Origin of the sequence: Pseudoalteromonas rubra (assembly GCF_000967655.1) — a bacterium.
GTDB classification, from domain to species: Bacteria; Pseudomonadota; Gammaproteobacteria; order Enterobacterales; family Alteromonadaceae; genus Pseudoalteromonas; species Pseudoalteromonas rubra_A.
In genome coordinates, this window is record NZ_JXYA01000027.1 from 95,526 (window position 1) to 118,295 (window position 22,770).

Genomic DNA, 22,770 nt, shown 5'->3' on the forward strand with positions numbered 1-22,770 from the left:
ACACCCGCTGCGGGATATGATTTAGGCTCTGACTAACCCGCCGCATTGCGGGCAAACAAGCACTGGAGCAGTTATGCGTTTGAGCCGCAAGGCCTGGAACAATGTAGTGATCTTCTCTATGTTGATCATGATCTTTTTTCTTAATGGTATTCATCAGAAAATTAATCCACCGAAAGAAGAACTGGGCAGTATGCCGCTTTTTGAGCAACAAAGTTTTGTCCTGGCACTGGGGTTTCCCGGTTTTAAGATTGAGCGCATTGGCACCTCCTGGCGGCTCAGTGCTGATAAGGATGCTGTCTGGCAGGCGCAACCCGCTGAGTTGGAGGCGTTGATCACCCGGTGGCAGGAAAGTGAGCTGACCCTGACTGAAAACCCTGGCTTGCCGGGCAGTGCTGCGCTCAGCGTTGCCCAGTTCTGGCTGGCTGGCAGTGAATTACCGGTGAGTTTTCAGCTGTATCAGCAACAGCAAAGCTATTATCTTTTTGCCAGACAATCACAGCGTTGGTTTAGTGTCGACAAAACACAGGCACAACAGTTATTTGCCCCTATTGAGTTGAAGTAATGCCAGAATTACCTGAAGTAGAAGTGAGCCGTTTAGGCATCGAACCCCATATCAAGCATCAAAGTGTCAGCAAAGTGATTGTGCATCAGCGTCAGTTACGCTGGCCGGTCCCTGAGCAGGTCAGTCTGTTGGAAGGGCAGGTCATCAGTGCCGTAAAACGTCGGGCAAAATACTTACTGCTGGAAAGTCCGCTGGGCACGGCCATCTTACACCTGGGCATGTCGGGCAACCTGCGCGTGGTGGCGCAGGATACGCCACTCAAAAAGCACGACCACATAGAGTTTCATTTTGCCAACGGGCTGGCATTGCGCCTGAACGATCCCCGCCGCTTTGGTGCCTGCCTGTGGCAAGGGGTTACTGAGGAGCACAGCGTATTTGCAAAACTGGGGCCGGAGCCGCTTACCGAGGCGTTTACCGCCGAGCATTTATATGCGGCCAGTCGCGGTAAAAAGGTGGCGATCAAACAATTTATTATGGACAACCAGGTGGTCGTCGGGGTAGGTAATATCTACGCCAACGAGTCTTTGTTCAAAGCCGGGATCCACCCAAAACGGGAAGCTGGGAAAGTCTCGTTACAACGTTATGAGCGTCTTACGCCTATCATCAAAGAGACGCTGGCAAGTGCCATTAAACAGGGCGGGACCACCCTCAAAGACTTTGCGCAAAGTGACGGTAAACCGGGTTACTTTGCCCAGGAGCTGCTGGTCTATGGTCGTAAAGGCGAACCCTGTGTCAGCTGTGAAACCACACTCAAAGAGATCCGCCTGGGTCAGCGCAGTACCGTTTACTGCCCACAGTGTCAGCGTTAATCGCTGTCGCTGAGGGCGGGCTGCGACTCGGCCTGATAGCACAGACTAGCCAGGATCTGGGTGACCTGAGCAATGCGCAGTGCAAAACTGGACTTGAGTGCCCGCTCGTGAATGGTGTGGTCCCCGTCACCATAGGGGCCAAAGCCATCTAACGTTGGTGTGCCGGTCGCTGCGGCCGTGTTGGCATCGGATACCCCACCGCGATGTTCCACTGGCAGCTCATAGCCCAGGATCTCATTGATCTCACTCAGTAAAGCCGATTGTTTGTCTGTCGGGGCCATAACGCCACGTTGCAGACCCCCTTCTAATTTGACCGACACCCCAGTCACTTCAATGGCCAGGCAGATGTTCTCAATACCTTCGAGTAAACGCTGTTGCTCAGAGGCTTTGGTAAAGCGTGCTTCTACCACCATAGTGGCTGAAGGGGAAATGGTGTTGGCACCAATGCCACCGTGGATTTTGCCCACATTGACGGTGCTGCCTCGTTTCAGGTCGGTCAGGGCCGACATTTCCATCAGCATGTTTGCCAGTGCAAAGTTCGCATCAATCCCATCCCGGTAATGGTTGCCGGCATGGGCCGCCTTACCTGTGATAGTAATGGTGTAGGTGGCAATGCCTTTGCGGGCCACCACCAGTTCGTGATTTTTACCGGCGGCTTCAAACACCAGACAGGCGTCATACTGTTTGGCGATTTTAGTGGTCAGTGCTTTGCTGTCGTCGCTGCCAATTTCTTCATCGCTGACCAGCAGCCAGTCAATATTATGGAGCTTGCCATAGGTGCGCTTGAGCTGACGCAGTGCATTCAGTGCAACCCAGTTGCCGCCTTTCATATCGCACACGCCAGGACCATAAACGCACTCTTCATCCTCACTGAATTCGACAAAGGTATCGGGGGGATAGACGGTATCCAGATGACCCAGTAAGAGTATTTTTTTACCAGCGCCTCTGGGCGAACGCAGCAGCAAATGATCGCCAATATGTTCTCTTTGATAGCGGGTGAGCGTGTAGCCCAACGGCGCCGCCAGTTCAATCATTTGTTCGCCGTGCGCATCCACACCAGCTTTATGCTTACTGTAAGAATTACAACGAATTAAAGACGCGAGTTCATTAAAGTCCAGACTATCCATAACAGGTCCCTGCGGTAATTTTGGCCCATCGTGGCGATTTTCGATGACAGTGAGGTGACGGAATTATGAACAGTTTTTGGATCCCGATAGGTACAGAAAAACGATCAAAAATCTGTCACACAGTGCCCTGTAAAATAGCCTTCCTGACTAAATTTTATGCACCTGTTCAAGGACCAAGGAGACACTTTATGACACGCTCAGTCACGGCACCGCACGTTGGCATCTGGATGTACGAAAATGGGGGAGGGCGCGAGATAGAGCAGCGCCTGGTTCATGCGCTGGCTGAGCGCGGGATCCAGACCAGTACCGGGCTGAATCTGCGCGACGCCCGGGCAAAGGACGGCCAGATCAGCTGTAACGGCGTGGTGATGGAGCAGCTGGATGCGTTTTTAAGTTACAACGCCGGTCAGCAAACTCAGTTTCAGGTGTATCTCTATCAGGCGCTGAGCCAGGCCATTCCGACGCTCAATAATTACGACGCGTTTGCCCTGGCGGAAGATAAATTTCGCACCTCTCACTTGCTTAACAGCCAGGGGATCTGCACGGCGGATTATCGTTTGTGCCACAAAAACGACATGGACGGGTTAAAGCAGGCGCTGCGGGATTTTGGCGGCAAGCTGATCTACAAGCCCACCGACGGCTGGGGTGGTGTTGGCATTGTCAAAATCGACAGTGAACAGGCACTTGACATGCTGCTGCCGTTTTTGAGCCGCACCGACTTACGTTATTTCTACGTTGAGCGCTTTATTGATTACGACAACACCGATTACCGCATTGATGTGGTGGATGGCAAGTTTGTCGGTTGCTATGGCCGCAAAGCGCCAAAGGATGACTGGAAAACCAATATCACCAGTGGTGGCTCGGTGTTTGTTCGCGAACCCGACGACGAAGTAGTAGAGCTGGCACTGCGTGCAGCCAGTACCTTAGGTCTGGAAATCGCAGGTGTCGATCTCATTTATGACCGCGAGCGTGAGGAATATGTGGTGCTGGAAGTAAACACCATTCCGGCCTTTGCAACGCCAGAACAAGAAGCGCTGGGGATCAATTTTAACCAGGCCAAGATCGATGCCATGGTGGAGCTGATCGAGCGCACTGCAACGCAACACAATGCGCTGCATACACACAAAGTGGCCTGATGGCCAGAGCACAGAGTTATTTTACCAACCCATTAATTTTGCCAAGGTGGCCCGAGCAATGACTGCAAAACCCAAACTCCCAAAGATTGGACTTCTCTATCTGGATTACGTCTTACGCTTTTTTGACAAATCCAACTTCAAAGGTTGGCCAGATAAAATTGAAACTGTGGTATATCACTGGGGCAATGACAAAGCGCGTTTTATTGCCGAAGTGAAGCGCAAGCAAATCGATGTGCTGATCGGTAATATTCCCGCGACGGCCTACGAAACGTTTCGTGAAATCGCCCGTGCCTTGCCGCATGTGCGTTTTTTGCCCTCGCTGGACAGCCAGTTCTCTAACAAGTCAAAAGAGAACGTGACCCATTTTTGCCGCAAATACAAACTACCTGCACCACACACCGAAATCTTCTATGTCCCGGAAAAAGCCAAGCGCTACCTGAGCCAGGCCAGTTACCCGAAGATCATCAAGCGATCTTATGGCCCGTCTAACTATGGCGGCTACTTTGTACATAAAGTAGATAATTATGATGAAGCGATGGCACTGTTGACAGAGAAAAAATACTACCCGGCTTATGTACAAGACTTTGTGCCGATGGAAGCAGACATTCGTGTCATGCTGGTGGGTCATAAGCCAGTGTGTGCGTTCTGGCGTCGCCCTCCGGAAGGCGAGTGGCTGACCAACACCAGCCAGGGTGGCAGTATGGACTATCAGGCAGTACCTAAGTCGGTTCTGAAGTTGGCGACTGCCGCGTCTAAAGCGGCCAACGCCGAGTACTGGGCCTGCGACATTGCACTGGGTAAAGATGGCAAACTCAGGATCCTGGAATGCGCCACCGCGTTTGCGGCGTTTCCGTATATTCGTGACTGGATCGGTCAGTATCTGATGTGGTTACTGTCTGACGGTCACTTCCGTAAACCAAGTATTCCACTATATAACTGGGAAGAGCTGGGCAAAATCGACTCACGCTTGCTGCGCACTATGCGCCACATTGGTTTTTCCAGTTACACACCGAGCCAGGACTGTGGTGAGACTTTCCACGGCATGGATGAACAACAGTTTCCAATTCTCGATACCCAGTATCAACGCATCGAAGAATGGCCCAGTGAGGTCTGGAACCTGCAAGACAACTTTGTGCTGCAAGCTAAATCGGCACAAGCCAAAGCCCTGCAACCTATTCCGGGTAGCGATGAACAGGCGGGTGTGGAGCTTAACAGCTACCCGGCTCCGATGTTTGATGATGCCCAGATCAGGGAGATCCTGGCTCAGGTGAAAGGGATCGGCGACAAGATGATCGATGAGATCATGGCAACGTTTGGTGCACATGGTGTGGTTGAAGCCCTGAATACCGAGCCACAGCAGTTATGTGTCGTGAAAAATCTGAAGGACAAGAAACTGGAAAAAATAGTGGCGCACTGGCAACAGGTGATGCCTGCCGGGCTGACCACACATTAATGCTTTCTGGCTGTACCGGATCAGGCTGCCTGATCCGGGTTATGGCTTTTCGTTTTCTGCAACTGAGCAACCGCTATGAAAATCCAATATGCGTCCTATCAGGACACCATAGAGTTCCTGCAAAGCGCCATGAGCGCACATCCCCATTTGATCCGTTTACAGAGCATAGGTGAGACCTGGGAAGGCCGACCGATCATGCTGGTGACCATTTCCCTGGACGTGACCTATGCCGATGATAAACCGGCCTTACTGTATACCGGCTCGATTCATGCCAGAGAGTGGATAGGCAATGAGCTGGCGGTGAAGTTTGTTCAGTATGTAATTGATAACTATCGTTTTAACCCTAAGCTGCAACATGCATTGACGCGTAATACGCTGTACATGGTGCCCTGTCTGAACCCCGATGGCTTTGAGTACTCTCGTAACCACTTTTCATTTTGGCGTAAGAACCGGCGCAACAACGGCGATGGCACCTTTGGGGTGGACTTGAACCGTAACTTTGATGCCAAGTTTATGCGCAATCAGAATACCGGCTCGAATACCTATGGCGGTCCTCATGCCTTTTCGGAACCGGAAACCTGTGCCATTCGCGATTTTGTGGAAAGTCATGAAAATATTCGCATTGCACTGGATTATCACTCTCAGGGTAACGTGTTTTTCCCTGCCCATAAGTTTAACCATGAGGTGGAGATCGAAGGCACGGATCTGAATGTGTTGTGCGCCAATATGAACCACGAGATCAAAAAGGTCACGGGACGTCAGTATGGGATCCACCGTGGCAAGCCGCCGGCTCAGCTGATCCACGGCAGTGGTCGCGAGTATTATTATCGCAAAGGGATCATCGCCACTGTGGTGGAAGTGGGCACGCGCAACATTCCGGATTACATGAAAAACATGTCTGAGAGTGTGGCCGAAAATATTCCCGCCGTACAATATGCGCTGAGCGAGGCCATTAATTACTCGCCGCTAGCGCCTAAGCGGGTTGAAGGCTTTACCATTAAATCCGTGGCCCATGACAGTGTTGAGCTGGAGTGGCAGTATGAAGACCGGGACGACATCTACTTTGAAGTTTATCGCAGCCAGCACAACAAAAACCCCTGTGGTGAAGAAACCCTGGTGGCCATCACCAAAACACAGGGTTTTATCGATCGCCAGCTGCAAAGCGGGCACAGCTATTTTTATAACATTCGCGCCGTTGATAAGGTCACTAAAATTAAATCCCCGTTCAGCCCGGAGTTGCGCCTGAAAACGCGTCTGGGCCGCACAGAAAGCGCCCGTACTTTATTTCCTTCGCGCGAAACGGTGGGCTATTTATCGCAGAACAATCAGGCCAAGAACAAAGAGCACTTTGGTTATAACTCTATGTTTATCGGCGTCGATAAAAAGCGGGGGATCAGCATGGGCGTGGTGCAGTTTGATCTCAGCAGTATTGTGGAAGGCTCACAGATCTTAAGCGCCCAGTTTTTTATCTATCCGATGAATCGGGTGGCCGCCAAAATTGAAAAATATGGCGAGTGGTCGGTGGCGATTCTTGATGCCGATCAGGTTGAGGACATCTATGACTACAGCTGCATTGCCGACGCTAAGCCTTTGCATACGTTGGGGCAAACCATTGAATCCGACAAGCTCACCCAGGGGATCTGGATGAAATGGCTGTTTAACGGGGTTGAACGTAGCCTGCTGGCTAAGCTGCTCAAGCAGAAGCGCTTATTGCTGCGCTTACAGGGGCCCAAAAAATTGCCTCTGGGTAAAGACTCTCAGGTCATGCAATTCGACATTGGCTACGGCTCGTTTGGCAGTGGTCTGCACTATCGGCCCAACCTGGAGCTGGTGTATCAGTTACCTGAGCAACAGCTTGCCCTCAGCCCGCTGTCCTGTAATACCATTTACAAGGACAAAGTGGTGGCCGATAAGCTGGCGTCGGGTTTTGATGCCGAAGGCGATATTGTATATGGCCAGATGTCGTTTGATCTGAATGTGGACTTGCCGGTGGACCGCACTGTATTTACCAATGCCTGCCTCACTGTACGCTGCTGTAATTCTATTGCCTCGGCGCGGGATGTGCGCTTTACCATAGAGCTGGTGGAGCTCAGAGATGTGGATTATCAGCATGTGAAGCAGCGTCAGAAGATTGAATACATCGGCTATGAGGTGAGCAATGAGCAACTCAGAGAGCGCGCCGAGCATCACTTTATCTTTGACAGCTACAGCTTGCAGGAACTGGAACGTTTGCATCAGGCACAGACGCCATTTTACTTTATTATTCGTGCCACGGCGGAGTCGCAGGCCACGGATGCACTGGTGAACTGGACCAACTGTCAGGATCAGCAACCGGCACAACTGAAGATCGATTATATCGAGCGCCGTAAACATCCGGTGGCAGCGCCCCATAATCTGCAAACTCAGGTCGAAAACGGCGTGGTCAAGCTGACCTGGGAAAATGAAGAAGACGAGGATCTGGTCGGCTTCTTTGTGGTGCGCAACCGCTTCCATCCGCCGCGCTCGCCGTTTGATGGGGTGAAGCTTTACGGCGGGCCGGATAACTATACGCTGGACAACTTCGGCACGCCGGATATTGCCAAGTATTATGCGGTGTTTAGCTATGATGATGTGCCGAATTACTCACAGCCGGTAACCATTTATTATCCGGGCAAAACCGAGCGCTGAGTTTTTTACCCTTAAACTAACAGGGCCAGCCTGGGTGAACTAAGCTTACACCATTGTGAGCGCGGTGATTAAGGTGGCAGGTATGCAGTTTGAATCTGGCATTCTGGTCCTGGTATTTTTGATCCTGGCCCTGTTTATTGGTGCACTGACCCGCCATGCCCTGAAAAACACCCAGATCCCTTACACCGTGGCATTACTGGTGATTGGGATCTGCATCGGCCTGGCGCAGCGCGGTGAGGTCTTTGACGGCGATATGCAGATGGTGGGTGATACCCTGACGCTGGTAGCCGACATCGACCCGCACCTGTTTCTCTTCCTGTTTTTGCCTACCCTGATCTTTGAAAGCGCTTTTGCCATGGAAGTGCATTTATTCCGGCGCATGTTTACCCAGATTGCCATCCTGGCGGTGCCAGGTCTGATGCTGGCCATCTGGCTGACGGCCGAGTTATTACATTTGAGCGTGCCCGAACACTGGCAGTGGAGCTGGGCCATGTGCCTGATGTTTGGTGCCCTGATCAGCGCCACCGATCCGGTGGCCGTGGTGGCCTTGCTGAAGGAAGTCAGCTCACGTAAACGTCTCGAAACCCTGATTGAGGGCGAGTCTTTGCTTAACGATGGTACCGCCATTGTGTTTTTCAGTTTGTTTTATGTTTGGGTGCTGGCCAGCAGTGGGGGAGAAGGGGCCATGATGGCCTCGCCTGTCCAGGCAGTCGGCCAGTTTGCCGGGGTGGTGCTGGTGGGACTGGCGATAGGCTTGGTGCTGGGCGGGTTGTGTATCATGTGGATCGATCGGGTGTTTAACGATCCTATGATAGAGATCACCCTCACTATTGCGGCGGCGTATTCGGCGTTTTTCATTTCCGAGTCATTTCATGTTTCCGGGGTGGTGGCGGTGGTGACTCTGGCGCTGGTGTTGGCCAGCGTTGGCCGTACCCGGATAAGCCCGGAGGTTGCCGGGTTTTTACACCACTTCTGGGAAATGATGGCACATATTGCCAATACCTGCATTTTCCTGTTAGTGGGGATCCTGGTGGCCATTCGGGTGCCACTGGACGACCTCCAGGCATGGCAGACGCTGGGCATCTTGTATGTGGGGATCATGTTGATCCGGGCCATTTCCATTACGGTGTTTACCCCATTGCTGAGTCGTATCGGCGTTGGCATTACGTTTGAGAAAGCCAGCGTGTTGTGCTGGGGTGGCCTGCGCGGCGCGGTCTCTTTAGCGCTGGCGCTGACTGTGGCTGCCAGCGATGCGATCCCCAAAGAGGTCAGCGATCGCATGCTGTTTTTGTGTGCCGGCATTGTGGTACTGACGATTTTAATTAACGGCGGCACTATGGGCATGCTGCTGAAGTTTCTGCGTCTCGACAGCCTGCCTCCGGCCAAACAGGCCACGGTGGATAAAGCCAATCAGCAGGTGGCCAATACCCTGCAAACTATGTTGCCGACTATGATGGACAGCCCGTTTTTACGCGGTGCCGACTGGCAGCAGGTAAAAAGCCAGGTCAAGCTGGGGGCGATGGCACCGTCAGACACGGCAACACCGATAGATAAGGATGATCTCAATACCGCCTTTTTACGTCGCCTGCTGGAAACCGAACGCAAGCATTACTGGACGCAGTTTGAGCAGGGAACTTTGGGCAAACGGGCCACCAACTTGCTGGTGGAAGCGGTGGAGCTGGCACTCGACGGTGAGCCCTGTATCGGGCAGCGCGATACCCTGTTTGCAACCTGGCAGGTGCCCGGCTGGCTGGAGCGACTGCGCGGTATTGCCTGGTTAGAGCGCTCGTTATTAAGGCTGTACTTTGAGCGCTTGGTGGTAGGGTATGACGTGGCCAGGGGCTTTATCCAGGCCCAGGAGGCACTGCAAAGCCATATTGATACGCTTTCGCCGAATGCCCAGATAGCGAGAGAGGTACGCCAGCAGGTTCAGGATAATATCGCTCAAACCATAGCGCGAATTAATACGCTTCAGGAGACGTTTCCGGATATCGTTCAGGCTTTGCAATCGCAGGCAGCGACCCGGTTGTTGCTCAACCGTGAGCGTGCAGTGATCAACGAGCAGTTAAAACTTGCGGTGCTCGATAAACCCGAAGCCAGTCGCTTGCTGGAAGATGTTGAAAAGCGCATGGCTGCATTACAAAAAGCCTCGATTTTCCGCCAGACCGAAGCGGCACAGTTAGATCAGCAGATCCCCTGGCTGCATGGGGTTACGCAATCCACCCGAGAACAAATCAGTGCGTGTCAGGAACGCGGCGTGTATGACGCAGGACAGGTACTGATCCGCCACGGCAAGTCGCTCAGCAAACTGGGTGTGATATATCGTGGCAGCGTGCGAGAAGTGGCAGCCGGTGCGCAGGGTCACAGTCAAGTCGTGGTCAGAGGACCTGGTGAGGCACTGGGCGTAACCGCTTTGCTGAGTGGCGTGTCGGCACTGGAATACCTGGCCGAAACGCCGTGTGAAATCATCTGGATCCCGGTCGACAAACTAAAAGTAGTGATGCAGGAAGACCCAGCCTTGATGCGCATACTCTGCAAACAACTGGCCGATGTGTAGCTTTGCATTTGGTCGAAATGTATGCAATGGTGAGAAAGTGCTAATGCACATGTTTAAAAGCAACAATAAGGAAATACACAATGAAACTACAGTTACATAAAAAAGCAATTAAGCAGTTAGGCCGCCAAACTCGTTCACTGGATAAGGCGCAAACCCCTCAAATAGCCGGGGGCGTGTATTACACTGAGCGTGATACCTGTAATACCATAGCCGCCAAGTGTGATACCTATCATTTCAGAAGTTGCCTGTGCTAAAGGCTCGGAGTCAGTAGTCTGTGGCTCACCCCTGAGCCACTTTCAGATACATCACCCGGCGTTTATAGCTCAAACGGCGCGACGCCAACCGCATCCATTTGGTAACCGGTTTGTGCCAGGTCGCCTTTCCAGGTTGCAACCTTCATAGTTCCCGTCACAGTGATGGCATCATACAGGCTGTCGATGGGCACGCCATTCTTGATTTTAACGTGGACAATCTGATTGGGCGGCGGCGGTGGCACGTGAATACAGGCACCAAAGTAAGGGACCAGCAGAAATTCCGTGATCACTTCACTGTCGCCTTCCAGTGGTACCACAAATCCGGGCAAACTCACCTGCTTACCATCCAGGCTTTTGACCACAGGTGCATCCAGGTCCGGCTGCACCCAGTTTTGCTGGTCGCCATCATGGCTGGAGGCAGCGTCCTGATTGCTGATCTGGACATGGCCCTGAGGGATCAGATCTTCCCAAAAAATTTCTTTAGGGGGTCCTGCCTGCACTTGTACTGAAATGAGCAATAGCGCAGTACATAGCCAGAAAAAAGTGCGTAATGGTGTCATTCAAAACCTCTTATAGCTTAATGCTCATGCCATCGCTGAGCGAATAGAAATAGGCCCGGGTTGCAGGCAATATGCCCATCAAAGTGCCGGCCGCCATAATAACCCCGATCAGCATGAGTTCATAGTGACTGAGCAGTGAAATGCTCAGGCTGATCCCAAACTGACTTTGCAGTGTGCCCTGTGCCAGCGCTATCAGGGCGTAAAACAGGGCAATACCCAGTGCGCAACCCGCTGCCGTAATTAATATGGCTTCGCTGCTCATCAGGGTAAAAATATGCCGAGGCCGCGCGCCCACAGAGCGCAAAATGGCCAGTTCTCGGCGGCGCTGGTTGAGGGTTGCCAGTAAGGTGGTGAGCATACCCAGCAGACTGATCAGCACGACGACACCTGAAAACAGTAACAGGATCTTCTCTACCAGGCCCAGCATGCGCCACAGCTCCCTGAGCGTAACGCCGGGCATGATGGCCAGCAGGGGTTCTGCTTTGTAATTGTTGATATTACGGCGAGTTTGCAGGGTATACAGAGGTGAATCCAGACCCATCAAAAATGCGGTGATCTGTTTTGGCTCGCCGATCAGATCGCCATGCAAATGTGCGGGTGCAGGCACGGTAACTGCGACGGTGTCGGGCTTGTCATGACCGTGGTCATGCTCATCTGAATGGTCGTGGTCATGACTGTGGTTATGTCCATGTTCATCTGCATGGTCGTGGTCATGGCCATCATTGTGCTTGTGTTCATTCGCATGCTCGTGGTCATGACTGTCATTATGTCCATGTTCATCTGTATGGTTTTGATCATGCTCGTCAGTATCACTGTGACTGTGTGCGGCCGACTGTTTTGGCTTACCTATCATCCGGGACGCCGATTTAGGCTGGCTATGCATGGCCTCGATGGCTGCCAGTGGCACATGCACGGTTTTATCCACCGGCGTGCCGGTAGGCGCCAGGATCCCCACTATGGTCATCGGATTATCGTCGTGATGGTGAAAGCTGGTATTGCCCATGCCGTGTGAGATCACAATTTGCTGGCCAAGCTGGTAATGCATTTTACTGGCAACCTCGCTGCCCAGTACCACTTCTTGTGCATTAACAAACGCGCGGCCGGCGGCAAAGGCCAGGTTTTGCTTTTTGCCATAGCGAAAGTGTTCAAAGTAAGCGCTGTCGGTGCCCAGTACTGCGTGGCCTTTATGGCTGTCGCCTAAGCTGATGGGAATGGCCCAGCTTACACCGCGCTGCGACTTGATATCCTGATAGCTGTCCCAGCTGACGCTGTTGTTGGCATGACCGATGCGAAATACGCTGGACAGCAAAAGCTGAATATCTCCGCTGCGTGCACCGACGATCAGATCGGTGCCCGACACGGTATTGCTGAAACTGCTTTTGGCTTCCTGACGCACTCGCTCAATGGTCAGCAGCAGCATCACACTGATGGCTATGGTAAACAAGGTCAGCAGCACACTGGCCTTGCGATTGAACATACTTTTGGTTGCTAAGGTGATTAACTGCATTGAACCACCTCGTTAATGTCGCTCAGGCTCAGATATTTATCAAACATAGCGGCCAGGCTGCTGTCATGGCTGACGAATAAAATGGTTGCGCCATATTGGCTGGCTTCTTTGAACAACAGCTCGATAAAGGCGTTACGGTTATCGGCATCCAGTGCGGAGGTTGGTTCATCGGCAATGATAAGCTCCGGTTGACCAATAAAGGCGCGTGCTGCGGCAACCCGCTGTTGCTGACCAATACTCAGCTGGGCCACGGAGCGGGCCATAATGCTGGGATCCAGACCGAGTTGCTGTAACAACTGCTCGCCCTGCTGGGTCAGTGTATTACCTGATGCCTTGACGCGCTCGGTGCGGCTGCGGGAAAAATGACAACCCAGCGTGACGTTTTCTATCGGGCTGAGGTAGGGCAGCAAGTTAAAGTTCTGAAATATAGTACCAATGTGATCGGCCCGAAACTTGTCTCTGGCGGCGTCACTGAGCTGAGCCAGATCCTTACCCAGCAAGCGTATACTGCCAGACTCGGGTTTGTTAACGCCGCTCAAAAGCCCCAGCAGGGTTGATTTACCACTGCCGCTCGGGCCATGTAAAAATACCCGCTCACCGGCGGCGACTTCAAGTTTGGGTATGTTGAGTGTGGCGTCTGTCTGGCCTGGCCAGCGAAATATCAGGTCATTAATTTCTAGCATAGTCTCACATCAATGGCGGATCACGCCTGCATCATAAAATACTTGTGCCCCAAGCTAAACCTGCCTGCGGCATATTGCCGAACAGTGCGGTAAAGCAATTGTGATTTAACGGCTGCTCGACTATCATACACCGCTCTAACCCCCTCTGTATTTTGCGTCCTTTAGCAAGACGCAGCCGTTCTCTATGGAGATACAATGAGTAGCTACAAAGTTCTAGACGTCAATGACGATCTACCCATTCGCACCAAAGGTGCTGTGCACAGTGGTAAAGTACGTTCAGTTTATTGGTTAACCGATCAGGACAGCGCCCGCTTAATTGAAGAAAAAGGCTATGATGTTCCCACCGGAACTGAGTTGGCGATCATGGTGATCTCGGATCGCATCTCGGCCTTCGACTGCATCTGGCAGGGCGAAAATGGCCTCAATGGTGTGCCGGGTAAAGGTATCGCACTGAACAGTGTTGCCGCCCATTGGTTTAAGTTGTTCGATGAAGCCGGTCTGGCTGGTAACCACATCGTGGATATTCCACATCCTTATGTCTGGATTGTGCGTAAAGCCAGCACAGTGCGCGTCGAAGCCATTGCCCGTCAGTATATCACCGGCAGCATGTGGCGCGATTACAGTAAAGGCGTACGCGAGTTCTGCGGGATCAATCTGCCAGAAGGTCTGAGTGCCCATCAGAAGCTGGATGAGGTTTTGATCACCCCGTCAACCAAAGGGATCATTCGTGGCTTGCCAGATGTGCCAGAAGTCGATGATGTGAACATCACCCGTCGCAATATCACGGATAATTTGGATGCATTTAATTTTAAATCCGAAACCGATGTCGCACTGTATGAAAAGCTATTGAGCGAAGGTTTTGCTTTGATTTCTAAAGAGCTGGCGCAGCTGGATCAGATCTTTGTTGATACCAAGTTCGAATTTGGTTATGTCGAAGACAAAGATGGCACAGAGCGTTTGATCTACATTGATGAAGTGGGTACACCTGATTCATCACGGATCTGGGATGGCCCGGCCTACCGTGACGGCAAAATCGTTGAGAACTCAAAAGAAGGTTTCCGCCAGCTGTTGATCAACAATGTGCCCGACAGCGACGTATTGCTGAACAAAGACCGCATGAGTGAGCGCGAGCAGCTGGCTGCCAGCTACAAATTGCCAGAGTCGGTGATGATGTCGGTGTCTGACACTTATGTCGGCATTGCCAGTAAAATCGTCGGCAAGCAGCTTACTATTCCACAAAGCCCGCGCGACGAGGTGATTGCCGTGCTGGATAAAGAATATGGCCTGATAGACGCCTGAGTGGCGCTATCTGAGTAACAAAAGCGGCAGATTGCCGCTTTTTTGTTGTCTTGAATAATATTGTGGTGGAGTCATTTGTGGTTAGTCCTTGCTTTTCTTTTCAGCGTCACTTTTACTTAAGGGTATGCATTTGGCTCAGGCAAATATCCATGAACGTCAGCGGGCATAACCCGGTAAGGACAGCACCAGGGCGTCTGAACATGATCAGGCGAGCTGCGGGCTGTGCGTGGGTCACGTTTGGTTGGGCTTTACTGGCTTTGACCGTGATCGCTATGACCGGCCCAGCATTTGGTGCCGATACTGGATCCGGTAACGGATCCGGTAACGGGTACACCCTTCAATTGCGCGACCAGCATGGTGCTCCATTGCCCGATGTCGTGGTTGAGGTCGTTGCGCCAGTGTATACCGGCTCGGTGCAACAGGTGGCCGTGATGGATCAGGTTGCTAAACAGTTCCAGCCCAAATTACTCACCATTATGCAGGGCCAGGCGGTGAGCTTTCCCAATAGCGATGATATTCGCCATCATGTGTATTCCTTCTCAGACACTAAGCGCTTTGAGCTAAAACTATATGCTGGTACGCCCATTCAACCGATACGATTTGAACAACCCGGCGTGGTTGTTCTAGGATGTAATATTCACGATTCAATGGTGGGTTATATCTATGTTTCTAAATCAAAAGATGTACTTATCAGCGATCAGCAGGGCGCAGTAAAGGTCCCCGCTTACGCAGAGCAAGTGGCCATCTGGCATGCACAACAAACACAGGAAATCGACACGCGCAGGATAGTGACGGTGACACAATTACAACAATCCGGGTCTGTTATTGTAGAGACACAGACACCGGCACCCAGAAACACATTCTCGGAGATGTTTAAGGAGCATCATGGGCACTAGTTTTAAAAATCGCATTATCGCACTGTGCGTTGGCTTGGTGTTACTGACCGCCGTGGCCAGCTTAGTGAGCTTCTGGTGGTCTACCAGCCAGTTCAACGAGCGCAAGGTACAGCAGGATATTCAGACGGCGCAAAATGTTTATCAGCAATATCTCAGCGCCAAAGAGCGCCTGCTGGTCACCGCCGCCACAGTACTGACCCAGGATTTTGGCTTTAAGCAGGCCGTTGCCACCCGGGATGCCCCGACCATAGAAAGTGTGCTGTTTAATCACAGTCAGCGTATTGACGCCGATCTGATGCTGTTGCTCGACGTGCGCGGTCAGCTGATCTCCGCCAATCAGGCCGAAATCGAGTTGGCCGAAGACTTGCGCCCGCTGCTCAGGGAGCTACTTAACCACACCGAGCAATCGGCCTTTGTCAGTCTCGACAAGCAGCTCTATCAGGCCATTATTTTGCCGGTGAAGGCACCGAGGACCATTGCCTTTACGATTGTCGGGTTTGCCGTTGATAAAGAGGTTGCCGGGCAGCTGCGTGAGCTGACTGGCATGGAAATGAGTTTTATCGGTCATGGTGAGCAGATCAAGGCCAGTTCGTTAAGTTTACCTGAGTCTCAGGACTTGTTCGCTTATCTGCACGAACAAAAAATCACCCGCTGGCTGAGTGAATTCCCTGTTTACATCAATGCTGAAGTGGCGCTACCTGCGCTCAACTCTTCACCAGTAAGCCTGGTGCTGAGCGCCGATATGACCAAAGACTATCAGGAATTTGATCAGCTGGTGCTGAGCATTATTTTGACGTCGTGCGTGACTATGTTGTTTGGCTTTGTGGCCAGTGGCTTTTTGGCCCGTAACCTGGCAACGCCCTTGCAACAGCTCACTGTGATGGCACGCCGTTTTGCGCTGGGTGATTACGAGGCAACGGTACATGAGTCTCGTCCCACCAAAGAGATCTGCCAGCTGGTGGATGCCTTTCATGAAATGGGCGACGATATTCAGGCACGGGAAAAGCAAATTCGTTATCAGGCCAGTCACGACGGTCTGACCCGCTTTTATAACCGGGCAGCCGCTATGGAGAAACTGACTCAGCTGCTGCAAGATGGCCGGGTGTATTACCTGCTGGTGGTCGATATTAAAGGGCTCAGGCACATAAACGATAAACTGGGGCCGCGCGTGGGGGACAGCTGTATTCAGGCTGTTGCACAGCGTATTGAACAAACTGGCGCCGATTTTGACGGACTGAATGCTCGCCTGGGTGGCGATGAGTTTTTAACTGTGCTGGCGGCCAAAGAAGACAGCTCAATGGAGGGCTGCGTTGCGGGCTTTTTGAGTGCCCTAAACCTGCCCTATCAAGTGCAAAACCTGGAGATCACCCTGCGTTTTAGCGTTGGGGTGGTGCATTACCCTGAGCAGGCTGAGGATCCGGAAGATCTGGTGCGCCGGGCGCTGATCGCGGCCGACAATGCGGCGCAACAGGGCAGTAATGCCGTGTACTTCTATCAAACCGGTGAAGACGAAGCCTACCTGGAGCGTTTGCTGATCATTGATGAACTTAAAGCCGCGCTACAAAGCGACGATGGCCAGCTGTTTATGACCTATCAGCCTAAACTGAATATGCATAGTCAGCAAGTGGATAAGGTTGAATCACTGATCCGCTGGCAGCGGCGCAATGGTGAGTGGGTATCGCCCGAATTCTTTATTGATCTGGCAGAGCAGTCAGGCCTGATTGTTGAGCTGACTCAGTGGGTGCTCAAAACAGTGGTGGCACAGGTGGCCAACTGGGTCGAGCAGGGGATCACCATGAAAGCGGCCATTAATGTGTCGGCCCAGGACATTGCCGACCCCGACTTTGTGCCACACCTTGAAGCCATGCTGGATCGCTACCAGATATCGCCGTCACTGATCACCATAGAGCTGACCGAGAGAGATATGATTGAAAATGAAGAAAAAGGCATCGCGGCGCTGAAAGTGCTCAAAGAAATCGGTGTGCATATCTCGCTGGACGATTACGGGGTCGGGCAAACCTCACTGGGCCGCTTAAAAATGCTGCCCATTGATGAACTTAAGCTGGATAAAGTGTTTATTCTCAAACTGGCTGAAACCCATCAGGATCAGTGTATTGTGCGCTCCACCATCAGTCTGGGACATCAACTTGGCTTCTCTGTAGTTGCTGAAGGGGTAGAAGATAAAGCCTCTTTGGAGCTGCTTAAAGAAATGGGCTGTGATTACGCTCAGGGCTATTACTTGAGTAAGCCGTTGAAGGCGGAGTTATTGACGCAATGGCTTGGGCAGTATCATGAAGCGGGCTAACTTGTGCAGGTTTGTTTTGGCCTGCTGTGCGCTAGGTATCAGTACGCCAGGCATTGCCGGATCAGGTAAGTTACTGGCCACTCCTGGCGTGTCTCAGGTCGAAGGGAGCGCAGGGGGGGGCATCGTGCCCTGGGCACAACTGGCAGGTTATGCCAGCGAAGAGCAGTGGAGCCTCGGCGGCTTTTGCAGCCGCGCCAGCGTCGATGATTATCGCCTTGATGTGTGTGGTATTCAGGCCAACCTGTTTGACCGTGTTGAGCTCAGTTATGCCGAGCAAAGCTTTGCCGTACCGGCACTCAATACCGATATAGAACAGTCGGTCAGCGGCGTTAAAGTGCGCCTGTATGGGGATATTGTTTACAGCACCTGGCCGCAGTTGAGTTTGGGTATGCAGCATAAATCACTCAAAGACGATGCCGTTGCCGCTTTGCTGGGCGCTGAGGATGACAGCGGCACCGATATCTATCTGGCTGCCAGCAAGCTGCACTTGGGGGCACTGGGTGGCTTTAACACATTTTGGAATATCACCGCGCGCCATACCGAGGCCAATCAACTTGGTCTGCTGGGCTATGGTGGCCAGCAGGGCAGCGAACGTATTTATCTCGAAGCCAGTACGGCTATTTTTCTCAGTCAAAACCTGGCGCTGGGCTACGAGTACCGTGAAAAACCCGACAACCTGGGACTTGGCGAGCAACAGTGGCAGGATGTGTTTGTCGCCTGGTTTATCAATAAGCAGATCAATATTACCGCGGCCTGGCTGGATTTGGGCAGCATTGCCGGTCAGTCGGACCAAACCGGCTGGTATGTGTCTGTCACAGGCTATTTTTAAGGAAGCGCTGTGGTGAAGAAACTAACACGCAATGCCAGTCGTGTGCTGTATGGCCTGATTTTACTGTTGGCCAGCGTCGGATTAAGTGGCTGTCAGTCTGCCAGCCAGCCCACTTTGTATCAACAAATTGGTGGCGAGGCTGGGCTGGAAAGTCTGGTGGATTTATTTATTGACCAGATAGGACGTGATAAAGTCATTTTACCCTATTTTGCCAAAGCCAATGTAAGTCACTTCCGCCAGGGCTTTATCACGCACTTGTGCGACACCCTGGACGGCCCTTGCGACTATCAGGGCGACTCTATGGTACAGATCCACACCGGTATGCAGATCACCGAAGCCGACTTTAACCGTGTGGTTGAGCTGCTGATCAACGCCATGACCGAAGCGGGTATTGCCCACACCACGCAAAACCAGATCCTGGCCAGGCTGGCACCATTGCGTGGTGAGGTGATTAAGATCTGATTATTCGAACGCTAACGAATAATCTGGCTTTTTAGGGTTATTTGGAAAGTCTAGCCCTGCAACCGGATAGGAGTGAGTTGAAGGTCGTGCGTCCGGCATCAGGGTTTTATTGATAAAAGTGATTTCTACGGTTTCGGGAAAGTCGATGGTATCGACATATCTGCCATAGTTGTTGCCGTGAATATGCACAATATGAAAGCGCTCAGACATCGCTGCAATAAACTGGTTGAAGTGCTCTGTGTGCGTATCCAGATGATGAAACTCGGCAGCAACCACATTGATGCGGTCGGCATGCTTGCACAGGTCATCAATCACCTGATATTCCGCGCCTTCAATATCCATTTTCAGGAAAACCGTGTCTTCCGGCGTCCCGCAATGTTGCTGAATGAGCTCATCCAGGCTGATATCCAGCTGGCCTGAAGTCTTGCTAACACGGCGTTGCAAATGGCTGTTTTTACCTCGGAAGAAGCTGTAAAAGAACACGCAGTTTAACAAACGCGTCCAGTATTTTTGGCGTTTATCATGGCGAAACAGCAAGGTGTTGAGCAAAGACTTGATGCTATTTTGCAGGGTTTTACGAACAATAAAGCCAAGTCCGACGGTATAGTCTACCCCCACCACCCGGCAATCCGGGTTGAATGCCTGAAACTCTTTATCAAATCGCCAGTCATCATTGATACCTAATGAGAGTAAAACCTGACTATTTTTAATATGTGATTGGGGAATAATATACCCACCGTCGAATTTATTCCCCATACGGATCAGGTCGGGGCAGTGATGAGGGCGAAGCGCGCGCTTGTTGATTGACATGTATGTGTTTCAGCCATTTCCTTGAATGTAGCCAGATAATAACGTTGCTCAATCTTGATTACAAGCGTTGGCCTGCCTACAGGTTTTCTTGTTTGTATTTCAAATTTTGTTGACAAATTTCATCAATGAGAACATTAAGTTTTTACGATTGGTAATATTGTTGTGAATTATTTTAATTAAAATATTAATAAAGTGGTTTCAGTTTGTTTTTTTTGTGTTTTTGGTGTTATTTTTTTTGTGCTTTATACAGAAAAGGAAATAGACATGAAAAAGCAAATTTTGGCATTGGTAGTGTCCTTAGCATCTGCGCAGAGCTTTGCAGGAGCGACAATATATGAACACAGTTACATGAAAGGTGAGCGTTCTTATATAAATGATGGAGAGCTAATTGATGCAATTGAAAAAAGAGGTGTTTTTAGAAATGACAGCATCTCATCGCTCAAGGTTGACTATGGCTCATGTGCTGTGCTTTATCGCGATGCAGGTTACAGCTCAACTGCAAAGTACTTCCAAGGCGGAACTTATGTTGATCTAGTTAATTATGGAATTAACGATACGACTAGCTCAATTCAGGTATTTAAAAGCAACCGCTGTGATAGCAGTATCATGACGCATTTTAGAGTTCACCGGGATTATAGAACCGGAGGTGGAGATTTCTCTCTACCACCTAACAGCTACCTCCGAGACCTTGAAGGTGGTAACTGGCATCGTGGCAATCATGCAAATGACAAAATTAGTTCCATTATTGTCGGTGATGGAGCTTGTGTAAAAATGTATGAACATTACCGCTATACCGGTATAAAGAAAGAGTTTAATCGAAATGTTGCGACACTAGATACTTATAGCTTCAATGATAAGGCTTCTTCTGTCAAAGTAACGACTGGTAGTTGTAGTCCCTCGACTCCTACTGGTGGCGGTGGTGTTATTAATCCACCTGATGACTGTGGTGGATTTGGGGAAATCTGTCCTTAGGCGTTATTAGAAAAAGCCTGGTTGCATACTGGGCTTTTCACAATTATCCATGCATTCATTTAAAAGTAACTTTCTTTAAATCTGCAGAACGTGATTGGCGCTGTATATACATTCGTACTCGATGCTTAATATTGCGCAAGAATGTACTTCTATTTGAATGCCGTCCTTGATTAATGTTTTCTATTGCACTTTCAAAACTGATGTCTTCGGATATAGGGTAAGGTTTGATACCAATTATACGTAACCCGAGTTCCCCATGAAACTGAAAATCAACATCGACAGGCCTGAAGAAAGGTTTGCGTTTTATCAATTTCTTAGCCCCATCTAGGCTGATTAAGTAGCCTTGAGCTCCATTTGGAACCTTCTTATAGTTTCCCATCTTAAAATTTTGATTTAAGACGGTTTGATCAACAAAAGGGTTTGCTCGATTATCCGACAGTTTCACCATATCCCAGCCTTCTATATCTGAAAACAGTGACAACAATGGTGCCAAACTATCTTCAATATGAAGATCATCTTCCAGTACCAATGCATATGGAATATTCTCATTGACGACTTTTTCGTAGATGCGATAGTGGCTTATATAACAACCAATCTCACCCGGTGTTAAGTGCCTGTGATAGCGCTTGCGATTCTCAGAGTGGTTATACCAAGCTGTTACTTCGGATTCGGATAGCAGCTTGCCGTTGGTGGCGGGAAAACGGGTTGCATCAAGACCCACCTCTCTTAAACGAGTGTAAGTGGACTGCCATCTGTCTTCACAGCCATCCATATTGATTATAAAAATTGGAGGTTGTGTCATAGTATTCGCTACTTTATTCTTGGAGATATTTTACATTATTCTCACATACTCAGCTAAACAAATCTAGGTATTGCTTAGCGACTTCTTGTGGAGCAATAGCGCAGATAATTTCCGCCTCATTAAGGCTTGTTGAGTGGCTGGCGATGGTTTGGCACAGCGGTGTTAATGGCGCAACCAATGAAAAAGGCGAGGTGCCCAGACCTGCCAGCGCCAGCGTGGGCACCTGGCATGCGGCAGCAATATGCATTGGACCGGAATCTATGGTGATCATGGCATCCATGGCTGCAATGGTGTCGACTAACTCGCCCACAGATGTTTTGCCCGCCAGGTTGGCGACCTGAACTCCCTCTGCGTCTAGCAGCTGTTTAAGCTCTTCCATATCTTGCTGCTCGGATGGATCCCCAAGTAAATAAAACCGGGTGTTGCATTGTTGATGTATTCTTAGCAGTGCCTGTGCAGCTAATTCTTCGGGGTAGTGGCGGGCACCTTTGTTTTTACTACCAATATAAACCCCCGTTGCGCGCGATTGAGACTGTTTGAGCGGCAATGTTTTTGCTGTGAGTCGGGGCAGCGCAAATTTTTCGAATGGTTTGCCATGAATGTCGTTCACCAGACGGCAATAGCGAAATAGATAGTGGTGGCAATGATTTACTTTGAGCGGATGTGACAACAGCGGGGTACGGCCGTTTTGGGCATATCCGGCTACATAGCGGATCCTGGCCAGTTTACAGAGTACGGCATCGGTGAGCGAGCCGCGAAACAACACCGCCATGGAGCAGCGAAGTGCCCGGAGTGTTTTGGCGAAACCAAGCAAACTTACCTGTTCTTCTGCCTGATGCCTGGCATCATCCAATAATTCAAAGTCATATCCGTGCGCTCTTTGTAGCACTTCTCGCATATAAGGGCGAACTAGCAGATAGATCTTTTTTCCCGGATACAATTCATTGAGCAGCGCGATGGCTGGCAATGTATTGATGGCGTCACCAATATAGCGGGGCAGGACCACTAAGATGGGGCCACTCAAATGGCGAGGATCTATGGCTTGTAAGGACATGGACTTTCTTGTTTTGGGCATTAAAG

General features: G+C 50.8%; 20 protein-coding genes. 13 read left to right on the plus strand and 7 right to left on the minus strand.

The features are described from left to right. The first annotated feature begins 73 nt into the window (after positions 1–73). Positions 74–562, plus strand: a complete 489-nt coding sequence (locus tag TW77_RS12760; protein ID WP_046005363.1) for a hypothetical protein — start codon at positions 74–76, stop codon at positions 560–562. Further along, positions 562–1,371: a bifunctional DNA-formamidopyrimidine glycosylase/DNA-(apurinic or apyrimidinic site) lyase gene (gene mutM, locus TW77_RS12765; protein WP_046005364.1), complete on the plus strand. Its 810-nt coding sequence runs from the start codon at positions 562–564 to the stop codon at positions 1,369–1,371. Before TW77_RS12760 ends, mutM begins: the two co-directional genes overlap by 1 nt. Here mutM and TW77_RS12770 read toward each other — a convergent pair. Then, entirely contained in the window at positions 1,368–2,498 is a 1,131-nt protein-coding gene (locus tag TW77_RS12770) for a M20 family metallopeptidase (protein ID WP_046005365.1), read from the minus strand. The genes mutM and TW77_RS12770 overlap by 4 nt on opposite strands. A 188-nt stretch (positions 2,499–2,686) precedes the next feature. Between TW77_RS12770 and TW77_RS12775 the strand changes: the two genes are divergently transcribed. The 5 genes from TW77_RS12775 to TW77_RS25175 all read left to right on the plus strand — a co-directional run bounded on the left by TW77_RS12775 (position 2,687) and on the right by TW77_RS25175 (position 10,565). Further along, a complete protein-coding gene (locus TW77_RS12775) occupies positions 2,687–3,634 on the plus strand; it encodes an ATP-grasp domain-containing protein (protein WP_046005366.1) in 948 nt (315 codons plus the stop codon). Between the two features lie 58 nt (positions 3,635–3,692). After that, positions 3,693–5,087, plus strand: a complete 1,395-nt coding sequence (locus TW77_RS12780; RefSeq protein WP_046005464.1) for an ATP-grasp domain-containing protein — start codon at positions 3,693–3,695, stop codon at positions 5,085–5,087. 75 nt (positions 5,088–5,162) lie between these two features. Then, complete coding sequence (locus TW77_RS12785) at positions 5,163–7,754, plus strand: M14 family zinc carboxypeptidase (protein ID WP_046005367.1); 2,592 nt, start codon at positions 5,163–5,165, stop codon at positions 7,752–7,754. An 82-nt stretch (positions 7,755–7,836) separates the two neighbouring features. Next, positions 7,837–10,311, plus strand: a complete 2,475-nt coding sequence (locus TW77_RS12790; RefSeq protein WP_046005368.1) for a cation:proton antiporter — start codon at positions 7,837–7,839, stop codon at positions 10,309–10,311. Between the two features lie 80 nt (positions 10,312–10,391). Continuing rightward, complete coding sequence (locus TW77_RS25175; protein ID WP_156158661.1) at positions 10,392–10,565, plus strand: hypothetical protein; 174 nt, start codon at positions 10,392–10,394, stop codon at positions 10,563–10,565. Between the two features lie 62 nt (positions 10,566–10,627). On the opposite strand, the gene TW77_RS12795 is transcribed toward TW77_RS25175, so the two are convergent. The 3 genes from TW77_RS12795 to TW77_RS12805 are packed head-to-tail and all read right to left on the minus strand — an operon-like array spanning position 10,628 to position 13,315. Further along, a complete protein-coding gene (locus TW77_RS12795; protein WP_046005369.1) occupies positions 10,628–11,125 on the minus strand; it encodes a DUF3299 domain-containing protein in 498 nt (165 codons plus the stop codon). Positions 11,126–11,135: 10 nt separating this feature from the next. After that, entirely contained in the window at positions 11,136–12,632 is a 1,497-nt protein-coding gene (locus TW77_RS12800) for an ABC transporter permease (RefSeq protein WP_046005370.1), read from the minus strand. Beyond that, the gene (locus TW77_RS12805; RefSeq protein ID WP_046005371.1) at positions 12,623–13,315 is read right to left on the minus strand and encodes an ABC transporter ATP-binding protein; all 693 of its coding nucleotides are present in this window, start codon (positions 13,313–13,315) and stop codon (positions 12,623–12,625) included. The genes TW77_RS12800 and TW77_RS12805 overlap by 10 nt, the downstream gene beginning before the upstream one ends. Positions 13,316–13,510: 195 nt before the next feature. Here TW77_RS12805 and TW77_RS12810 point away from each other — a divergent pair, with 195 nt between their 5' ends. The 5 genes from TW77_RS12810 to TW77_RS12830 all read left to right on the plus strand — a co-directional run bounded on the left by TW77_RS12810 (position 13,511) and on the right by TW77_RS12830 (position 19,106). Then, the gene (locus TW77_RS12810) at positions 13,511–14,614 is read left to right on the plus strand and encodes a phosphoribosylaminoimidazolesuccinocarboxamide synthase (protein ID WP_046005372.1); all 1,104 of its coding nucleotides are present in this window, start codon (positions 13,511–13,513) and stop codon (positions 14,612–14,614) included. A 149-nt stretch (positions 14,615–14,763) separates the two neighbouring features. Then, positions 14,764–15,510: a methylamine utilization protein gene (locus TW77_RS12815; RefSeq protein WP_240479486.1), complete on the plus strand. Its 747-nt coding sequence runs from the start codon at positions 14,764–14,766 to the stop codon at positions 15,508–15,510. Further along, positions 15,500–17,815, plus strand: coding sequence for a putative bifunctional diguanylate cyclase/phosphodiesterase (locus TW77_RS12820; RefSeq protein WP_046005373.1), 2,316 nt, complete (start codon positions 15,500–15,502; stop codon positions 17,813–17,815). Before TW77_RS12815 ends, TW77_RS12820 begins: the two co-directional genes overlap by 11 nt. Further along, positions 17,802–18,644: a DUF3034 family protein gene (locus TW77_RS12825; protein WP_046005374.1), complete on the plus strand. Its 843-nt coding sequence runs from the start codon at positions 17,802–17,804 to the stop codon at positions 18,642–18,644. Before TW77_RS12820 ends, TW77_RS12825 begins: the two co-directional genes overlap by 14 nt. A 42-nt stretch (positions 18,645–18,686) precedes the next feature. Continuing rightward, positions 18,687–19,106: a group I truncated hemoglobin gene (locus TW77_RS12830; RefSeq protein ID WP_082078923.1), complete on the plus strand. Its 420-nt coding sequence runs from the start codon at positions 18,687–18,689 to the stop codon at positions 19,104–19,106. On the opposite strand, the gene TW77_RS12835 is transcribed toward TW77_RS12830, so the two are convergent. Beyond that, positions 19,107–19,916: an FkbM family methyltransferase gene (locus TW77_RS12835; protein WP_046005375.1), complete on the minus strand. Its 810-nt coding sequence runs from the start codon at positions 19,914–19,916 to the stop codon at positions 19,107–19,109. A gap of 264 nt (positions 19,917–20,180) precedes the next feature. On the opposite strand from TW77_RS12835, the gene TW77_RS12840 reads away from it, so the two are divergent. Continuing rightward, entirely contained in the window at positions 20,181–20,888 is a 708-nt protein-coding gene (locus tag TW77_RS12840) for a beta/gamma crystallin-related protein (RefSeq protein ID WP_046005376.1), read from the plus strand. A gap of 55 nt (positions 20,889–20,943) precedes the next feature. On the opposite strand, the gene TW77_RS12845 is transcribed toward TW77_RS12840, so the two are convergent. Both TW77_RS12845 and TW77_RS12850 read right to left on the minus strand, forming a co-directional pair. Further along, positions 20,944–21,690, minus strand: a complete 747-nt coding sequence (locus tag TW77_RS12845; protein ID WP_046005377.1) for a glycosyltransferase family 25 protein — start codon at positions 21,688–21,690, stop codon at positions 20,944–20,946. A gap of 49 nt (positions 21,691–21,739) precedes the next feature. After that, positions 21,740–22,744 carry a glycosyltransferase family 9 protein gene (locus TW77_RS12850; RefSeq protein ID WP_046005378.1) on the minus strand — a complete coding sequence of 335 codons (1,005 nt, stop codon included), beginning with the start codon at positions 22,742–22,744 and terminating at the stop codon, positions 21,740–21,742. Positions 22,745–22,770: the final 26 nt, after the last annotated feature.

Excerpts from the sequence above, each read along its gene's own strand:
- TW77_RS12760 (WP_046005363.1), top strand. The coding sequence starts at position 74 with ATGCGTTTGAGCCGCAAGGCCTGGAACAATGTAGTGATCTTCTCTATG.
- mutM (WP_046005364.1), top strand. The coding sequence starts at position 562 with ATGCCAGAATTACCTGAAGTAGAAGTGAGCCGTTTAGGCATCGAACCC.
- TW77_RS12770 (WP_046005365.1), bottom strand. The coding sequence starts at position 2,498 with ATGGATAGTCTGGACTTTAATGAACTCGCGTCTTTAATTCGTTGTAAT.
- TW77_RS12775 (WP_046005366.1), top strand. The coding sequence starts at position 2,687 with ATGACACGCTCAGTCACGGCACCGCACGTTGGCATCTGGATGTACGAA.
- TW77_RS12780 (WP_046005464.1), top strand. The coding sequence starts at position 3,693 with ATGACTGCAAAACCCAAACTCCCAAAGATTGGACTTCTCTATCTGGAT.
- TW77_RS12785 (WP_046005367.1), top strand. The coding sequence starts at position 5,163 with ATGAAAATCCAATATGCGTCCTATCAGGACACCATAGAGTTCCTGCAA.
- TW77_RS12790 (WP_046005368.1), top strand. The coding sequence starts at position 7,837 with ATGCAGTTTGAATCTGGCATTCTGGTCCTGGTATTTTTGATCCTGGCC.
- TW77_RS25175 (WP_156158661.1), top strand. The coding sequence starts at position 10,392 with ATGAAACTACAGTTACATAAAAAAGCAATTAAGCAGTTAGGCCGCCAA.
- TW77_RS12795 (WP_046005369.1), bottom strand. The coding sequence starts at position 11,125 with ATGACACCATTACGCACTTTTTTCTGGCTATGTACTGCGCTATTGCTC.
- TW77_RS12800 (WP_046005370.1), bottom strand. The coding sequence starts at position 12,632 with ATGCAGTTAATCACCTTAGCAACCAAAAGTATGTTCAATCGCAAGGCC.
- TW77_RS12805 (WP_046005371.1), bottom strand. The coding sequence starts at position 13,315 with ATGCTAGAAATTAATGACCTGATATTTCGCTGGCCAGGCCAGACAGAC.
- TW77_RS12810 (WP_046005372.1), top strand. The coding sequence starts at position 13,511 with ATGAGTAGCTACAAAGTTCTAGACGTCAATGACGATCTACCCATTCGC.
- TW77_RS12815 (WP_240479486.1), top strand. The coding sequence starts at position 14,764 with ATGAACGTCAGCGGGCATAACCCGGTAAGGACAGCACCAGGGCGTCTG.
- TW77_RS12820 (WP_046005373.1), top strand. The coding sequence starts at position 15,500 with ATGGGCACTAGTTTTAAAAATCGCATTATCGCACTGTGCGTTGGCTTG.
- TW77_RS12825 (WP_046005374.1), top strand. The coding sequence starts at position 17,802 with ATGAAGCGGGCTAACTTGTGCAGGTTTGTTTTGGCCTGCTGTGCGCTA.
- TW77_RS12835 (WP_046005375.1), bottom strand. The coding sequence starts at position 19,916 with ATGTCAATCAACAAGCGCGCGCTTCGCCCTCATCACTGCCCCGACCTG.
- TW77_RS12840 (WP_046005376.1), top strand. The coding sequence starts at position 20,181 with ATGAAAAAGCAAATTTTGGCATTGGTAGTGTCCTTAGCATCTGCGCAG.
- TW77_RS12845 (WP_046005377.1), bottom strand. The coding sequence starts at position 21,690 with ATGACACAACCTCCAATTTTTATAATCAATATGGATGGCTGTGAAGAC.
- TW77_RS12850 (WP_046005378.1), bottom strand. The coding sequence starts at position 22,744 with ATGTCCTTACAAGCCATAGATCCTCGCCATTTGAGTGGCCCCATCTTA.